General features: G+C 71.5%; 11 protein-coding genes. 5 read left to right on the top strand and 6 right to left on the bottom strand.

From position 1 onward, the window contains the following. Positions 1 to 357: 357 nt before the first annotated feature. From SPR02S_RS16475 to SPR02S_RS16460, 4 genes are all read left to right on the top strand, one after another. Positions 358 to 1,203 (top strand): SGNH/GDSL hydrolase family protein, encoded by an 846-nt coding sequence (locus SPR02S_RS16475; RefSeq protein WP_019058082.1) that lies wholly within the window; start codon positions 358 to 360, stop codon positions 1,201 to 1,203. Positions 1,204 to 1,478: 275 nt separating this feature from the next. Continuing rightward, complete coding sequence (locus SPR02S_RS16470; RefSeq protein ID WP_245607568.1) at positions 1,479 to 4,157, top strand: AfsR/SARP family transcriptional regulator; 2,679 nt, start codon at positions 1,479 to 1,481, stop codon at positions 4,155 to 4,157. 129 nt (positions 4,158 to 4,286) lie between these two features. Further along, positions 4,287 to 5,213: a TIGR03619 family F420-dependent LLM class oxidoreductase gene (locus SPR02S_RS16465; protein ID WP_019058079.1), complete on the top strand. Its 927-nt coding sequence runs from the start codon at positions 4,287 to 4,289 to the stop codon at positions 5,211 to 5,213. An 8-nt stretch (positions 5,214 to 5,221) separates the two neighbouring features. Next, complete coding sequence (locus SPR02S_RS16460) at positions 5,222 to 5,881, top strand: hemerythrin domain-containing protein (protein WP_019058078.1); 660 nt, start codon at positions 5,222 to 5,224, stop codon at positions 5,879 to 5,881. Between the two features lie 2 nt (positions 5,882 to 5,883). Here SPR02S_RS16460 and SPR02S_RS16455 read toward each other — a convergent pair whose 3' ends face one another. Beyond that, positions 5,884 to 7,083, bottom strand: coding sequence for a serine/threonine-protein kinase (locus tag SPR02S_RS16455; RefSeq protein WP_019058077.1), 1,200 nt, complete (start codon positions 7,081 to 7,083; stop codon positions 5,884 to 5,886). Positions 7,084 to 7,349: 266 nt separating this feature from the next. Here SPR02S_RS16455 and SPR02S_RS16450 point away from each other — a divergent pair, with 266 nt between their 5' ends. Then, positions 7,350 to 8,672: a DEAD/DEAH box helicase gene (locus SPR02S_RS16450; RefSeq protein WP_019058076.1), complete on the top strand. Its 1,323-nt coding sequence runs from the start codon at positions 7,350 to 7,352 to the stop codon at positions 8,670 to 8,672. A gap of 48 nt (positions 8,673 to 8,720) precedes the next feature. Here SPR02S_RS16450 and SPR02S_RS55805 read toward each other — a convergent pair whose 3' ends face one another. From SPR02S_RS55805 to ligA, 5 genes are all read right to left on the bottom strand, one after another. After that, positions 8,721 to 10,325 carry an MFS transporter gene (locus tag SPR02S_RS55805; RefSeq protein WP_019058075.1) on the bottom strand — a complete coding sequence of 535 codons (1,605 nt, stop codon included), beginning with the start codon at positions 10,323 to 10,325 and terminating at the stop codon, positions 8,721 to 8,723. A 79-nt stretch (positions 10,326 to 10,404) separates the two neighbouring features. After that, a complete protein-coding gene (locus tag SPR02S_RS16440; protein ID WP_019058074.1) occupies positions 10,405 to 11,757 on the bottom strand; it encodes an alpha/beta fold hydrolase in 1,353 nt (450 codons plus the stop codon). A 249-nt stretch (positions 11,758 to 12,006) separates the two neighbouring features. Continuing rightward, positions 12,007 to 12,867, bottom strand: a complete 861-nt coding sequence (locus SPR02S_RS16435; protein WP_019058073.1) for a PaaX family transcriptional regulator — start codon at positions 12,865 to 12,867, stop codon at positions 12,007 to 12,009. Between the two features lie 107 nt (positions 12,868 to 12,974). Continuing rightward, positions 12,975 to 13,523 carry a hypothetical protein gene (locus SPR02S_RS16430; RefSeq protein WP_019058072.1) on the bottom strand — a complete coding sequence of 183 codons (549 nt, stop codon included), beginning with the start codon at positions 13,521 to 13,523 and terminating at the stop codon, positions 12,975 to 12,977. Between the two features lie 359 nt (positions 13,524 to 13,882). After that, positions 13,883 to 15,985, bottom strand: a complete 2,103-nt coding sequence (gene ligA, locus SPR02S_RS16425; protein WP_078622913.1) for an NAD-dependent DNA ligase LigA — start codon at positions 15,983 to 15,985, stop codon at positions 13,883 to 13,885. Positions 15,986 to 16,052 lie beyond the last annotated feature (67 nt).

Raw genomic sequence — 16,052 nt, 5'->3', positions numbered from 1 at the left:
CCGGTCCCGGCAACCGACCCGGGCAACGAGTGAACCGGGTCCCGGAGCGGCTCGTAGACCGCAATGCGAGGAGCCCTCCGAGGAGTCCGGCGAAGGGCTCCTCCGAGGGCGGTCCGCCCCCGCACGCCTTGCCAAGGCTCCGTGATCGGTTCGTTTCCGCACCCACGAGTGAACCTCCTTGGCACGTACGCCGTTTGTCGTTTAGCGAGTACAACGCCCCCGCACCTGGCAGCTGTTGTCGGAGCGACTCGAAGCGCGCTTCTGGGGCCCGATGAATGGATGGACTTGAACAAGCAGACCAAGAGATCTCCCGGCCGGCGAGGCCTGCTACGAGGCGCCACGGTGGCGTGTTGCGCGATGGCCCTGTCCGCCGCGGGAGCGACGGCGGCGAGCGCCTCGACGCCCACCGCGCGCACCACGCACACCGTGAACTACGTTGCGCTGGGCGACTCCTACGCCTCCGGACCCGGCATACCGACCCAGGTCGACGCCACCTGCGCGCGATCCGACCAGAACTACCCGTCCCTCCTCGCGGCGGCGAGGAACTGGCAGGTGACCGACGTCAGTTGCTCCGGCGCCACGACGACGGCCCTGGCCGGACCGCAGGGCACGCAACCGCCGCAGCTCGACGCACTCGGCACGGACACGGACGTGGTCACCCTCACCATCGGAGGCAACGACCTCGGCTTCTCCAACAACCTGGCCACCTGCGCCGGACTGACGTCCAAGGACCCGACGGGCAGTCCCTGCCAGACCTTCTTCACGAGCGACGGCACCGACCGGCTGGCACAGCGCGTCGACGACATCGCCCCCAGGATCGCCGCCGCACTGGACGCCGTCCGGGAACGGGCCCCGCACGCCAAGGTCCTGATGGTCGGCTATCCCGACCTGTTCCCGGACGACGGCGTCGGCTGCACCAGCTCCGCCGTACCGCTCGCCGCCGGTGACTTCGCCTATCTCCGCGACACCGAGAAGAAGCTCAACGCGATGATCGCGGCCCAGGCGTCGGCGCACGGCGCGGGGTACGTCGACACCTACACCCCGACGGTGGGACACGACATGTGCAAGCCGGCCGGCGAGCGCTGGATCGAACCCCTGGTCGCCACGGCCCCGGCCGCGCCCGCGCACCCCAACGCCCTGGGTCAGCAGGCCGTGGCAGCCGCGGTGGAGGATGCCCTCCACTGCGGCGCGCACCGCCGCTGATCCGACGTGAGCGGAACGGGGGCACCGGCCGCCCGGGGGAGCGTCGGTGTCCCCGTTCCCTTTCCACGACGGCTGAAGGGCCCTTTCGGGGGTACCCGGTTTTCCGCGGCACCCAGAGGTGCCGCTCCCCGGAAGAAAGAGAAGCCCGTGTACATAGGTCTGGGTACTGTCGTCGTCATTATCGTCATCGTCGCCGTCGTCATGATGCTGCGCCGCGGCTGACCTGGGATCCCCGGGCGGGCAGGGCCACGAGCGGTGCCCGATAGACTCCGTGCGTGGCAACAGCGGTGGAAGGGTACGAGTTCGGGCTGCTGGGGCCACTGAGCGGTCGCCATGGCGAGCGGGTGCTGGATCTCGGCAGCCCCCTGCAGCGTGCGGTCCTGGTCCGGCTGCTGCTCGGCGAAGGCCGCCAGTGCGGCCTCGACCACCTCATCGACGCCCTGTGGGAAGAGCCGCCCGGCAACGCGGTGCGCTCCGTGCAGACGTACGTCTATCGCATCCGCCTCTCCCTGGGTGAGGAACGTTCCCGACTGGAAACCACGCAGGGCGGATACCAGCTCGCCATACCGGAACAGGCCGTCGACGCCCTGCGCTTCGAGCGACTCGTCCGCGACGGCGAGGAACTGCGCGCCGCCCGGCAGACCGGCCCCGCCCTGCGCGCGTTCGACACCGCGCTGGCGCTCTGGTCGGGTGAGCCGCTGTCCGGTGTACCCGGCCCCTACGCCCGGCGACACCGCCGACGCTTCGTGGATCTTCGGCTGAACGCCCTGGTGGCGCGGCTGAGTTGCGCCGACGAACTGGGCGAGCACGCCCGCGTCGCGACGGAACTGACCTCGCTGATCGCCGACCATCCGCTGCGGGAGGACCTGTACGCCCTGCGCATGCGCGCGCTGTACCACGCCGGGCGGACGGCCGAGGCCCTGGCGGTCTACTTGGCGGCCCGCGAGACCATGGTGGCCGAACTGGGCATGGACCCGGGCCCGGAGCTGCGCGAACTACAGTCCCGCATCCTCACCGGCGCCGAGCCCGACCCCGCAGAGTCCCGCCCCGCGGGACAACTCGCCGGTGCCGCGCCGTCGTTGGGCGCCACTGTCCCGACCGGTCCTACGGCGTCCGCAGCCGCCGTAAGCGATAGCGCGACCCTGTCCGGCGGCGCGGGACAACCCGTCGCATCAGGCGCCGCCCCCGAAACCGACCGGTCCGCGACCACACGGATCGAGGAGGTCCCGTCCGCCGCCCGCCCGCAGCAACTCCCGTCGGCGCCGGGCGACTTCGTCGATCGGGAGCGGCTCCGGCTCGCGTTGCGGCCCAGCGGGGAAGCGGTCGCGCTCGCGGTGCTCAGCGGGATCGGCGGCGTCGGGAAGACCGCGCTCGCGCTGCGCATCGCCCACGGCCTGCGCGGCGGCTATCCGGACGGGCAGCTCTATGTGGACCTGCGGGGCGACGGCGGCCAACCCACCGATCCCGCCGACGTGTTGGTCGACTTCCTCCTCGCGCTCGGCATGCCCGCCGCCGAGATCCCCGCGACGCCCACCGCCCGCGCCGGCGCCTGTCGCACCCTGACCGCCGACCGCCGGATCCTGGTGCTCCTGGACAACGCCTACGACACCGCCCAGGTGACACCGCTGCTCCCGGGCACCCCCGGCAACTCCGCGCTGATCACGACCCGGCGCCGGTCGCTCGTACCGCCGGGTGCGACGCGGTTCGAGGTGCCGGTGCCCGATCAGCAGGAGGCGGTGGCCATGCTGGGCCGCTTCACCGGCGACGCCGAGATCGCCGCCGACCCGGAACTCGCCCTCGAACTGGTCAGCGCCTGCGGGCAGTTGCCGTTGGCGCTGCGCATCATCGGGGCCCGTACGGCGGCCCGTCCCGGACGCGGACTCGGTGCGCAGTTGCTGCGGCTGCGCGCCGAGGAGCACCAGCTCGACGAGTTGCGGGCCGGGGGCATGTCGGTGGAGGCCACCTTCCAGGTCGGCTACCGGGCGCTCGCCCCCGACCGGGCCCGGGCGATGCGCCTGTGCGCGCTGCTCGACGCCGCCGACTTCCCGGTCGCGGTCGCGGCGGTCCTGCTCGACCAGCCTGAACAGGAGACCGAGGAGCAACTGGAGCAGCTGCTGGAGGCCGGTCTGCTGGAGCCGCATTCGGCCGACCGCTACCGATTCCACGATCTGGTACGGGCGTTCGCCGCCCGGCGTGCCGACCGCGAGGATCCCGTCGCCGAGCGCGAGGCGGCGCTGGTGCGGCTGACGACGTTCCTCCAGGCCACCCTGTTCCAGGCCATGAACGCGACCGAGAAGGCCGGCTCGCTCGCCATCCACCTCTTCTCCGTGCCACTGACCGGACCGCGGTTCGCCGACGCCGAGGAGGCGCGTGGCTGGCTGCTGGCCGAGCACACGCTGCTGGTCTCGGTGTTCTCCCGGGTGCTGCGCGACATCCCGGACGCCGTGCGGAGCGTCGTCGCCGCGCTGTCGGTGATCGCGTCGAGCGGGCTGTTCGCCGGACCCGCGCATCAGCGGGAACTGGAACGCGTCACGGACCACGCGGTCACGGCGGCCGACCTGGGCGAGGACCCGGCGCTGCGGGCGCAGACCCGGCACATCCGGGCCTGGCTCGCCTTCATCCGCGGCGATATGACAGCGGCGGAAACCGATCTGCGCGAGGCGATCCGGCGTGCCCGCGCCGTCGACGACCGGGTGACGCTCTTCATGTCCACTCGGCTCCTGTCGGTCGTACTGGCCGACCGGGGGCGGCCCGCGGAGGCCGTCGGGTTCTTCGCCGAGTCGGAGGCCGTCGCCGGCGCGGAGGACGATCCCAACAGCCCGGCCTACTTCCTCCAGGAGGTGGCCCGCCTGTTCACCGCGCTGAGCTCGGACCGGGCCGAGGTGAACATCGCCGCGGCCCAGCATGTGTACGAGGTGAGCGACAGCCTGCGACGGGAAGCCGCGCAGCGCTGAGCCTGTTCACATGCCGTCGACCGAATGTCGATCCGTGTCCGGAACGGTGATCCGAGAACGCACCGCAGCCGTAGGGAATCCGTACGACTTCCCGCTGCCTCGGTATCTCCTCGAACAGGTGACCAACAAGTGACAGACACGCTCAAGATCGGTCTGGGCGCTCCCCAGTACGGATCGTTCACCGCCCCTTCCACGATTTCCGGGTTCGCCACCGCGGTCGAAGCGATCGGCTACGACAGCCTGTGGGTGGGCGACCGGGCCCTCGTACCGACAGCGCCCCGCGACCCCTATCCCGGCGGCGGCCCCGTACCGGAGGAGTACCGCACCTTCCTGGACCCCATCGCCACCCTGTCCTTCCTGGCCCACGCCACCCGGCGGATGCGCCTGGGGACCAGCACGCTGAACGCGCCCTTCTACTCCCCGCTCCTGCTGGCCCGGTCACTGACATCCGTCGACATCCTCAGCGAGGGGCGGCTCGACATCGGGTTCGGACTCGGCTGGTCGTCCGACGAGTACGAGGCCATCGATGTGCCGTGGCGGGGGCGCGGGGCACGGATGGAGGAGATCCTGGACGTCCTCGATCACGTCTGGTCCGGTTCGGCGGCCGAGCACAAGGGCGCTCTGTGGACGATCCCGAGCGCGTACATCGGGACGCTCCCCGTGCAACGCCCCCGCCCGCCGGTGCTCCTGGGCGGCTTCACCCCGGCCACCCTGGAACGCATCGGCCGGCGCGCGGACGGCTGGGCCGGGGTGGCGCTGCCGGTGCCCCAACTCGCCTACGTCATCAGTCAGATCAGGCAGCTCGCGGAGGCGGCCGGACGTGACCCCGACGCCCTGCGCACCGTGGTCCGGGTGGACCCCGCGGTGACGGCCGAGGACGCACCGAGCGACGCCGTGCCGCACCGGGGAACGGTCGTACAGGTATCGGACTACCTGCTCGCCGCGCACGCGGCCGGGGCCGACGAGGTGCTCATCGACCTCCAGCAGACCGCGCGGAACGCGGAAGAGCTGACGGACCTGGCACACCGTTTCCACGACCAGCTGAGCAAGGGCTAGGGAGCACCATGTCTGAGGTAGTCACCTTGAAGCCGGACGTCCACGACATGGTGGTCGTGCACCGCACGTTCCGCCAATCATGCGCGGAACTACCGGAGTTGGTACGCGGACTGCGGCCCGGCGACACCGCGCGGACCGAACTGGTCGTCGAAGCGGTGCAGTTCATGCTCATGGGACTGGAAGCCCACCACGTCAGCGAGGACGAGCTCCTCTGGCCCCGGCTCGCGGCACGGACCGCCGGGCAGGCCGAGACGATCGCGCGCATGGAGCAACAGCACCACCGGCTGGAGGAGTTGGTCACACAGGTGACCGGCGCGCTGGACCAACTGGCCGCCGATCCCCGGCAGCCCCTCTGCGAGCAGGTCGCGGACCGACTCACCGAACTGGGCGCGGTGTTGACCGCGCACATGGACGAGGAGGAGAACACCATCCTGCCGCTGGCCGCCGAACATCTGACCGTCGCCGAATGGGAGGAACTCGGCGAGATCGGCCTGGCGAAGATCGAGAAGAAGCATCTGCTGCGTGCCTTCAGCGCGTTGATGGCAGTGGCGACCCCCGAGGAGCAGCAAACACTCCTCACCAAGGCACCCCTGCCCGCCCGCGTCCTGTGGCGCCTGACCGGACGCCGCTCGCACACCCGCCGGGAGGCCCGCCTGCGCGGGGCGTGAGCCTACGGCGTGGCCGTGGCGGGACTCGTGCTGCCGGGCGGATCCGTCGGTGAGGTGTCCGCCGAGCTGTGGTCGGGGGAGAACCAGGCCAACCCGACCAGCAGCGCCCCGAGGAAGATCAGCACGGCGGCGACCGTGCCCACCGCCTTCGACCGGCCTGCGGCGACGGCGCGGCCTCCCGTCCGTTGCCGACGCCGGGTCCGGTGGGCCGGAGCGGTGCTGCCGACGGTGGCGGAGGAAGGGAAGGCGTACGTGGTCACGGAGCCAGGGCCGGAGCTGGGGGCAGGGCTGGGAGCCGCGCTCGTCCGGGGCTTCGCGGCTGCGTCCCAGGCGGCGGTCACCCGTGGCTCCGGCTCGGGGCGCGGCGCGGCTGCCGGCAGGGGCTCGGGACGCCCTCTCCAGGCGCCGGAGGCGAACCACTCGGCCACCTGGTGCGCCGTAGGACGGTCCTCGGGGCGCTTGGCGAGGAGACTGAGTAAATAGTTCTCGAAGGCGGGCGGCAGTCCGACGCCGAGTTCGCGTGGTGGTACGGGGGCCGTGTCGAGGTGGTGGTGGAGGACGGCGATGGGGCTGCTGGCCCTGAACGGGGGCTGTCCGGTGAGGAGTTGGTAGAGGACGCAGCCCAGCGAGTAGACGTCGGACGGCGGTCCCGCAGGCTGGCCGAGGGCGCGTTCGGGGGCGATGTACAGGCTGGTTCCGACGATCTGGCCGGTCGCGGTGAGCGCGCCACTGGGATCGTTCATGAACTGCGCGATGCCGAAGTCGCCTATCTTCACCGACCTGTCGGCGTCGAGGAGGAGGTTGCCGGGCTTGATGTCCCGGTGCACGATGCCCTGTTGGTGTGCGGCGGCGAGTCCGGCGGCCGACTGGGCGGCGATACGGGCGACCTCCTCGGCCGGCAGGGAGCCCGCCTGGGTGAGCACGTAGGCGAGGCTGTCGCCCTGGACCAGTTCCATCACCAGGAACAGCCGGCCCTCCTGCTCGCCGAAGTCGAGGACGCCGACCACATGGGGGTGGCTGAGCCGGCCCGCGGTCTGGGCCTCCAGGCGGAAGCGGGCGGTGGCGGTGGGCTCGGAGTTCTGTGAGTGCAGGAGCTTGACGGCCACCGGTCTGCTGACCATCTCGTCGTACGCCTGCCAGACCTCGCCCATCGCGCCGCGCCCGATGGTCGTGTTCAGCCGGTACCGGCCCGCTATCAGCACCTGTTGCTTCATCCTCACGCAATGAGACGGATCGACCGCTGCAGGCCATCTCCCTTTGAGGGAACGGGTGTTGGTGGGGTGGTGCAGCTGCCCCAGCCTACTGGCGCGCAGGCCCTCCCCGACCGCGATCCGGCACATGCTCCGCGGCGGCGGGCGTCCTGGAGCCGCGCTGGTAAAATGGGAGCACGCTTCGACGCCGCCGGGGCCCGTACCGAGGGGTACGGGCCCCGGTGCCGTTGCGGGCACAGGACTGAGGAAGGTTCCCCATGAACGCGAAGTCGCCGGCCGCTTCTTTCGACCAGCTCGGGCTGCCGCCCGAGCTGGTCGAGACGATGACCGGCCTCGGGGTGACGGAGCCCTTCCCGGTCCAGGCGGCGACCCTGCCCGACGCGCTGGCCGGGCGCGATGTGCTCGGCCGGGCGCGCACCGGCTCCGGCAAGACGCTCGCTTTCGGGCTGGCACTGCTGGTACGGCTCGCCGGCCGGCGGGCGGAGTCGAAGCGGCCGCTCGCCCTGGTCCTGGTGCCGACCCGGGAGCTCGCCCAGCAGGTCAGCGACGCGCTGGAGCCGTACGCGCGGACGATGGGCGTACGGCTGGCGACGGTGGTCGGCGGGCTGTCGATCAACCGGCAGCAGGCGCAGCTGCGGACCGGCGTCGAGGTGCTCGTCGCGACGCCGGGGCGGCTGACCGACCTGGTGTCCCGCCGGGACTGCGTCCTGAACCACGTGCGGATCACCGTGCTGGACGAGGCGGACCAGATGTGCGACCTGGGGTTCCTGCCGCAGGTCTCGGAGCTCCTGGGGCAGATCCCCACCGACGGACAGCGGCTGCTGTTCTCGGCCACGCTCGACCGCGACGTCGACCAGCTGGTCAAGGACCACCTGCACGACCCGGTGCACGCGTCGGTCGACCGGGCCTCGGGCTCGGTCACGACGATGGAACACCACGTGCTGAACATCCACGCCGCCGACAAGTACGCGACGGCCACCGAGATCGCCGCGCGCGACGGCCGGGTGCTGATGTTCCTCGACACCAAGGCCGGTGTCGACCAGTTCACCCGGCACCTGCGGGCCAGCGGCGTCCGCGCGTCCGCCCTGCACAGTGGCAAGTCGCAGCCCCAACGCACGCACACGCTCGGCCAGTTCAAGGACGGCGAGATCACCGTCCTGGTGGCCACGAACGTCGCCGCCAGGGGCATCCACATCGACGCCCTCGACCTCGTCGTCAACGTCGACCCGCCGGCCGACGCCAAGGACTACCTGCACCGCAGCGGGCGTACGGCACGCGCCGGCGAGTCCGGGAGCGTGGTCACCCTGGTCACTCCCAACCAGCGGCGCGACGTGAACCGGATGATGTCCGACGCCGGTATCCGCCCGATCATCACCCAGGTCCGCTCGGGCGAGGAGAAGCTGACCGCCATCACCGGCGCCAAACGCCCGCCGACCGAGACGAAGACCAGCACCGGCAACGCTCCCTTCCGCGGCATGGGCACCCGCCCGGGCCGCGCGGGGAAGGAGACCCGGAAGACCGCCGAGGCCCGCAAGGCGGCGGAGGCCCGCGCGGCGGCGAGAGTCCGCAAGAGCCGTTGACCCGTGGGGAGTTCGCTCCTACTGGACTAAGACTCCTCCCTTACTGGACTACGACTCCGCCGCGGAAGCGTCACGTGCGGCGGCAGCGTCGTGTGCGGCTGCATCGCCATCCGAAGTGGCCCGCCCGCGCAGTGTGACGAGCGCCAGCAGCGCCGAGCACAGTGCCGCCGTACCGCAGACCACGAAGCCGATCGAGTAGCCGTGGCCGAGGGCGTCCATGGCGAGCGGATGCAGGTCGGCGAGCTTCGGCGAGGCCTCCGAGGCGCCGTTCACCGCGAGCGGACCGCCTTCTTCGAGTACGGCCGTGCCCGCGCCCTTCAGGGCCTGGGGCAGGGCGGAGTCGTGCAGGGAGTCGGAGAAACTGGTGGCCGCGCGGCTGAGGGCGACGGCGCCGATGACGGCCGGGCCGAGGGTGAAGCCGAAGTCGCGGAGCAGGTTGGTGGTGGCGCTCGCCATGCCGGCCAGGTGGGTCGGCACGGTGTTGACGGCCGTCGCCGTGATCGAGGTGACGGTGACCGAGAAGCCCAGGCCGACCAGACCGAGCGGCACGATCAGCGAGGTGAAGGCGGTGTCGGTGATCGGCAGCGTGGCCGCCAAGTAGTCGCCCGCCGCGATCAACAGCAGCCCCGAGCCCAGGAGTAGACCCGGTGCGACCGTGCGCAGCAGCCGTTCCGTCACCGGCAGCATGGCCAGCGTGATGCCGTTGAGCAGGACGAAGGCGAGGCCCGTCCGCATCGGGGCCTGGTCCTGCACCGGGCCGAGCCGGATGCTGACGGAGTAGGCGGTGCCCAGGAAGGCGAACATGCCCACCACGGCCACGACTGAGGCCACCGCAAAGGCGCGGTTGCCGAACAGATCCAGGCGCAGGAGTGGGGACTTGGCGCGCTTCTCGGCCAGGACGAAGCCGGCGAGGAACACGGCCGCCAGGACGAAGGCGATGACGATCGAGGGCGAGGCCCAGCCGTCCGTAGGGCCCTGGATGATGGCGTAGAGGAGGGCGAACAGGCCCAGGCCGATGGTCACTTGGCCCGCTATGTCGAGTGAACGGCCCTCCGGCGCGCTGGAGTTGACCACGAACAGGGCGCTGACCGCGACGCTCGCCACGGCGACGGCGGTGACCACGACGAAGGACCAGCGCCACGAACCGTAGGTGGCGGTGACGCCGCCGAGCAGCGGGGCGAGGAATCCGCCGGTGGAGAGCAGGGCCGCCCACATCGCGATGACCCGGGCGCGCTGTGCGGGTGAGGTGGTGCCGGCGGCCAGGATGGCCAGCGAGGTCGGGAACAGGGCGGCGGCGCCGAGGCCCGCCAGCGCCTGCCCGGCCCAGAGCTGGTGGACGCCGGAGGCGGTGGCGCTGGTCAACTCGCCGACCGCCAGCAGCGCGGCGCCGCCGACCAGCAGCCGCTTGCGGCCGAAGAGGTCGCCGAGCAGGCCGAAGGTCAGCTCCAGGACGGCGACCGGGAGCAGGAACGCGTCGGAGATCCAGGTGAGTTGGGAGCCCACCGGGTGCAGGTCGGACTGGAACAGCCCGTTCAGCGTGGCCGGTATCGCCAGGCCGATCTGGGCCAGACAGACGGCGAGAAGACCGGCGACCAGGGTGCCGGTCGTGAGGCCGGGGCCGGTGGCTGTTCTGGTGGAGGGTTCGGTCGTCATTGACACGGAGGGCTCCTGGGACGCGCGGGCTGGGGACGGGGAGAGGGCCGGTGGAATTGGGGCGAGAAACGGTTCGGGATCAGCGGGTGCCGGTCAGGCGGCTCGGCCGGTAGTCGGTGAAGGCGGCGCCGTCGAGGCCCAACTCGTCGGCGCTGCGCTGGAGTTGAGCGGCGGTGGCGGAGTCGCCCCAGTGCCGGGTGTCCAACCGGTGTTCCACGGCGTGCAGACCGGCGACCACTTCGGCGGTGGTGAAGTTGCAGTGGCTCTGGCGGGCCACGTAGGCCTGGCGCAGGAGTTGGGCGTCCCCGGCCGCGCGCACCCGCCCGGCGAACGCCGACTCCTGTTCCACAGGCACCAGTTGGTCGGCGGTGGTGTGGAGGTCCAGGAGCGGAACGGCCAGTGCCTGTCCGGCGGTCGAGGTTCGCTCCAGACGGGCTACGGCGGCCGGGTCGGCGGTGATGTCCGCGCCCCGGGTGAGCAGGTTCAGGTCGGTACGGAGGTTGAGGCCCGCGTCGCGGTAGAGCGCCTCGACCTGCTTGACGTGGGCGGACTTGTGCAGCAGCCCGGCGTAGTCGACGCCCTTGTTCCAGGACGTGTTGCCGCCGGCCGACTGCTCCACCGACCAGCGTGCCGGGATGATGAAACTGAGCAGGCCCTGCGCCAGCCATGCGTACTGCTGCTGCTCCTGGGCCGCGAAGTCGCCGCGGGCGGGCGGGAGTTGGCCCGGGGCCCAGTCGGCCAGATTGAGGTAGGCGGCGGCCAGGGCGATCCGGGCCCGGCCCGCCGGAGTCAGCTGCGCCGTCTGCACGGCCGTCGTGAGCCGGGCGGCGAGAGCCGCGCCGTCGGCCTGGTTGTCGAGGTTCACCAGGGTATCGGCGTCGGCGGGGTCGAAGAACGTGGCCAGGGTGTACTCGGCGTCCAACTGGTAGTTGCCCAGATCGACACCGCCCGCGACCAGGCCGCACAGGCCGAGCGCGCCGTCGACGCGGCCGGCGCCGTCGCGGGCGATCCGCGCGTTGACGAGGCCGCCCATGGACTGACCCACCGAGATGACCCGGGTGGGTGTGCCGACCTGCCGACGGAAGGCGGTGAGCGCGGCGAACTGGTCCCGCTCGGCCGAATCGAGCGCCCACATCGAGCCGTTCGGGTCGTAGGAGGAGCCGACGAGGGCGTAACCGGCGTTCAGCAGGGCCTGGCTCGCGGCGGGGGACGGGGCGTCGGCGGCGGTGGTCGGGCCGTAGCCGTGGCTGAACAGCAGCAGGGTGCCGTTCCACTGCTCGGGTGTGTCCGCGATCCAGGTCGCGCCGTCGGTCAGTGTGCCGGTGTAGTGGCCGGCGGTGGTGGCGTGGGCGCCGGCCGCAGGGCCGATCAGGGCGGTCGCGAGGGCGGTCGCGCAGGCGGCGGCGAGGGTCGAGAGACGAGGTCGGGACATGGCGGCGGCTCCGCGAGTCGAATGGGGACCGAGTGGGGGAGCGTGCTGGACGTGCGAGTCGGAGGTGCGTGCCGGGCGGGCGATCTGGTCGTGCGAGTTGGAAGAGCGGTGCGAATGTAGGGCTCTTTTTTCATGGCCGTCAAGAGAGTGACCAATATTGAGGCAGACGGGTCCGCGCGGGGACGTGCGGAGTCCGTGTGGGGACGTGCGAGGGCCTGGCGCGGACGCGAGCGGGTCCGTGCCGGTGGATCAGTCCAGCGTCAAGGTGTCCAGCAGACGTGCGGCCGCGCGCGCCGCCGGGCGCTCCCAGCGGCTGGCCAGGCCGCGGAACACGGTCTCCGCCTGCGCGGCGGGCCAGTCTCCGGGGAGGTGCTCGGCGGGCAGATGCGGGTCCCGTCGTACGAGATCCAACCAGTCGGTGTGCAGCAGGAGTTGACCCGCGAGGTCGTCGCCGGAGGTCGCCGCGGGCAGGGGGTCGGTGCGGTCCCAGCGGTCCAGGAACGCGCGGTACCGGGCGCCGATGGCCGGCACGTCGAAGGCCTGCTCCAGCACCTCGCGGACGTCGGTCGGCGACTCCACCTCCGCGCGGAACACCCGCAGATACGGCTCCAGGCCGAGCCCGGCCACCATCTCGCGGACGTCGACCGGCGCCGGCGCCACCCACAGGCCGTTCTGCAGCAGGCCGAAGCCCGCCCAGATCAGACGGGAGCGCAGGTCGTGCCGTTCACGGCTCCACGCCTCGGGCAGCGAGAAGCCCACCATCGTCCAACGTCCGTCCCAGTTCCGGTTCACCGCGCCGGTCTGCCAGATACGGTCCTTGCCGTCCGTCAGCACCTGCACGGCGTGCGGCGTCAGTGCGAAGTACGTCTTCCGGCCCTGGCGGCGGCGCTCCAGCAGATCGCGTTTGACCATCCGGTTCAGGGTGGTCCGTACCGCTTCCTCGGTGCTCCCCACTCGCCCGAGAGCGGTGATCACACTGCCCGACGACACAGCGACCGGCCGCCCCAGCACGTGAACGCCGAAGAAGGTCAGCATCAGGGACTGGGTGCGCGGCTCGGGCCCGCTCTCGGCGGCGGTTCCGGGGGCGACGTCAACACTGGTCACGGGCACAGCGTAGGCCCGGGGCGGGCGTGAGGAGCCGCTGTTCCGTGAACTGTGTCGTTTCTTTAACGGCAATCTGTGATTAGCCGAAGGTTGGGGACGGGGAAGCAACCGAGTCAGAAGGCGAACGCCTCGGTCAGGCGCAGGCTGTACCCGTCCTCTTCCATCAGGACGACCGTGACGCCGAACGGGGACGGATGGTCCAGTTCGAGGGGAGTGAAGGCGTAGTCGACCGCGGCCTGGACGGGCGGCAGCAGCTTGCCGTCGGGCTGGGGAGCCGGGGACGGCTGCCAGCGCGGTTCGGCCGAGGCCGGGTCCTCGGTGTACGGGAACTGGTGGAGCGTGTGGCCGTCCTTCGTGGCGTGCACCATGTTGAGGCAAGGGGACGGGTCGTCGGCGGGGAGTTCGCAGGTGGTGGCCACGTCCTGGGTCTCCCAGGCGAGCACGATCTCGTCCGCGTTCGCCGCCGCGGCGATGTTCGACAGCGACGCGATCGCCGTGAGCGCGTCCTCGCCGGACTTGACCGGGCGCAGCCAGATCAGGCCGACCAACTCGCCGCGCACCAGCGGCATGATGACCGGGCGGGGCACGGCGCCCTCGCTGAGACCCGCGACGTACGCGTTCTTCATCGACTCCGTCAACGCGTCGAACGTACGCGTGTCCATGAACTCCCCATCCGCAGCGGCTGTGTGGCGTTCATTCTGCCCCGGTCGCGGAGTGCGCGAGGTCGCTCCTGGGAGTGAAAGAAGACCCCGGCTGGACGGGGGAGACCAGCCGGGGCCGTACAGGGTGGCGTGCGGAGGGCGGTCGCCTCTCGGCGAGGGGCTCCATGGGGCTTCAGCCGGACGATCGTCCCCATGGGCTATAGGTGAGGCCCGGGGACACTGTCCCCTCCGCAGCCACGTACACATGAACGGGCGACCCGGCCCAGTTGTTCCCGCTCATGTCCCTTCGGGGACTGTGAGCTGCGGAACACTCCATGCGGGACGCCTTCCCCCGCGCGGAACCCCCCTTACGCAGAGCCTCAGTTGAGGTACTCCGCGATCAGGGCCGCGAACTCGTCGGGCGTGGCGAGGCGGATACCGAGGGTCTCGGCCTTGGCTCGCTTCGATCCCGCGTTCTCGCCGGCCACGACCAGGGTGGTCTTCTTGGAGACGCTGGAGGAGGAACGGCCACCGGCGCGCTCGACGAGCTCGTTCATCTGGTTGCGGCTGAGTTTCTCCAGGGGGCCGGTCATCGCGCCGGTGACGACCACCGTCATCCCGGCCAGCGGCCCGTCGTCGGCCGTAGCCTCGGCTTCCGTACCGTCGGCAGCGGCGTCGTCCGTCACGGGCGCGGGCGGGGTCGCACCCGGCTCGGTCATGTTGACCCCGGCGGCGGCGAGCTTGTCGATCAGCGGGGCGAGTTCGACCAGTTCGGCGACGATCGAGGGGGCCTTCTCGGTGCCGATGCCGTCGACCCGCTGCATCGATTCCGCGTCGGCGGCACGGATCTCGTCCATGGTCGCGAAGTAGCGGGCGATACGGCGGGACATGGAGCGACCGGTGCCGCGCACCCCGAGCGCGCACAACACCCGTGACAACGGCTGCCTTTTGGCCGTGTCGATCGCGGCGAGGAGGTTGTCGGTGCTGGTCTCGCCCATCCGCTCCAGGTCCAGGAGCTGCTCGCGGGTGAGGGCGAACAGGTCGGCGAGATCGGCGACCAGACCGGCGTCGACGAGCTGGACGACGCGGGTGTGGCCCAGGCCCTCGATGTCGAGCTGGTCGCGGCCCGTGGCGTAGGACAGGGCGGCGACCAGGTGGCAGTTGCGGCCCTGTTCGCAGCGCCAGCGCAGTTCGCTGGTGTCGATGCCGGAACCGCAGCGCGGGCACACCTCGGGGAACACGATGGGCTGTTCCTCGCCGGTGCGCAGATGCGCGACCGGGGCCTCGATGCGGGGGATCACGTCGCCCGCGCGGTGCACCATGACATGGTCGCCCAGGCGCAGATCGCGGCGAGTGATGTCGCCCGGGTTGTGGAGCGTGGCGTAGGTGATGGTGGCGCCGTCGATCTCGACCGGCTCCAGGACCGCGCGCGGGGCGATGATGCCGGTGCGGCCCACGTTCCACTCCACCTCCAGCAGCCGGGTGATCTTCTCCACGGCGGGCAGCTTGTAGGCGATCGCCCAGCGCGGGGCCCGCGTCCCCGACCCGGCGGCCCGCTGGTCGGCGGCCAGGTCGGCCTTGATGACGATCCCGTCGATCCCGAACGGCAGTTGGGCCCGCAGCGCGGCGATCTCCTGCACCCGGGCCAGCACCTCCTCGACAGTGTCCGTGGTGATGCCGGGCACGGCGGTGGTGGCCGTGGTGTTGAACCCGTAGGCCGCGGCCTGGGTCATCAGCTCGCTGTGCGCGAGCTCGGGCAGCCGTGCCGCGAGCTCGGCCTCGGTCTCCGGGAGGGGCAGCAGGCCGTAGCCGAAGAACGTCATCGGCACCGTGTAGGCGCGCTCCTTGGCGCGCAGGGTGCCCGCGGAGGCGCCGCGCGGGTTGGCGAAGGGCTGGCCGCCGTGTGCGGTGCGGACCTCGTTGCCGTGCTCGAACTGGGCGGTGGTCATGAGGACTTCGCCCCGCACCTCGACGGTGACCGGCTCGGCCAGCTCCTGCGGCAGGCCCTCGATGGTGCCGATCGCGTGGGAGACGTCCTCCCCGGCCGTGCCGTCGCCCCGGGTGATGAGCCGGGTCAGGCGTCCGCGCGTGTAGCGGGCGGCGATCGCCAGGCCGTCCAGCTTCGGCTCCACGCTGAACCGCGTGACCTCGTGGTCGATTCTTCGGGCCACCGACGCGGTCCAGGTGGTGAACTCCTCCGGAGAGAACACGTTGTCCAGGCTCAGCATCGCCACCGTGTGCGGGACATCGCCCTCGACCGCGCCGCCGGCCACCTTCCCGGTCGGGGAGTCGGGCAGCACCCGGTCGGGATTCTCGGCCTCCCACGCGGCGATACCGCGCACCAGCCGGTCGTAGGAGTCGTCGTCCAGCGCGGAGGTACCGGCGGCGTAATAGGCGGCCGACGCCTTCACCGCGTCCTCGACCGCCTGCGCGTAGGCGGCGGCATCCACGATCACAGCTGCAGGAGTTGTCATGACTCCCATCCTGCCTCCCACCACTGACAATGCCCCGGGCCGAACGCGGCGCGGCCTCCTCGCCCGCCCTCGGAGG

The sequence above is a fragment of the Streptomyces prunicolor NBRC 13075 genome, from assembly GCF_000367365.1.
GTDB classification, from domain to species: Bacteria; Actinomycetota; Actinomycetes; order Streptomycetales; family Streptomycetaceae; genus Streptomyces; species Streptomyces prunicolor.
The sequence above is the reverse complement of the archived record's forward strand: the minus strand, read 5'-3'. Positions and strand labels throughout refer to the sequence as shown.

Excerpts from the sequence above, each read along its gene's own strand:
- SPR02S_RS16440 (WP_019058074.1), bottom strand. The coding sequence starts at position 11,757 with ATGTCCCGACCTCGTCTCTCGACCCTCGCCGCCGCCTGCGCGACCGCC.
- SPR02S_RS16430 (WP_019058072.1), bottom strand. The coding sequence starts at position 13,523 with ATGGACACGCGTACGTTCGACGCGTTGACGGAGTCGATGAAGAACGCG.
- SPR02S_RS16460 (WP_019058078.1), top strand. The coding sequence starts at position 5,222 with ATGTCTGAGGTAGTCACCTTGAAGCCGGACGTCCACGACATGGTGGTC.
- SPR02S_RS16475 (WP_019058082.1), top strand. The coding sequence starts at position 358 with ATGGCCCTGTCCGCCGCGGGAGCGACGGCGGCGAGCGCCTCGACGCCC.
- SPR02S_RS55805 (WP_019058075.1), bottom strand. The coding sequence starts at position 10,325 with ATGACGACCGAACCCTCCACCAGAACAGCCACCGGCCCCGGCCTCACG.
- SPR02S_RS16450 (WP_019058076.1), top strand. The coding sequence starts at position 7,350 with ATGAACGCGAAGTCGCCGGCCGCTTCTTTCGACCAGCTCGGGCTGCCG.
- ligA (WP_078622913.1), bottom strand. The coding sequence starts at position 15,985 with ATGGGAGTCATGACAACTCCTGCAGCTGTGATCGTGGATGCCGCCGCC.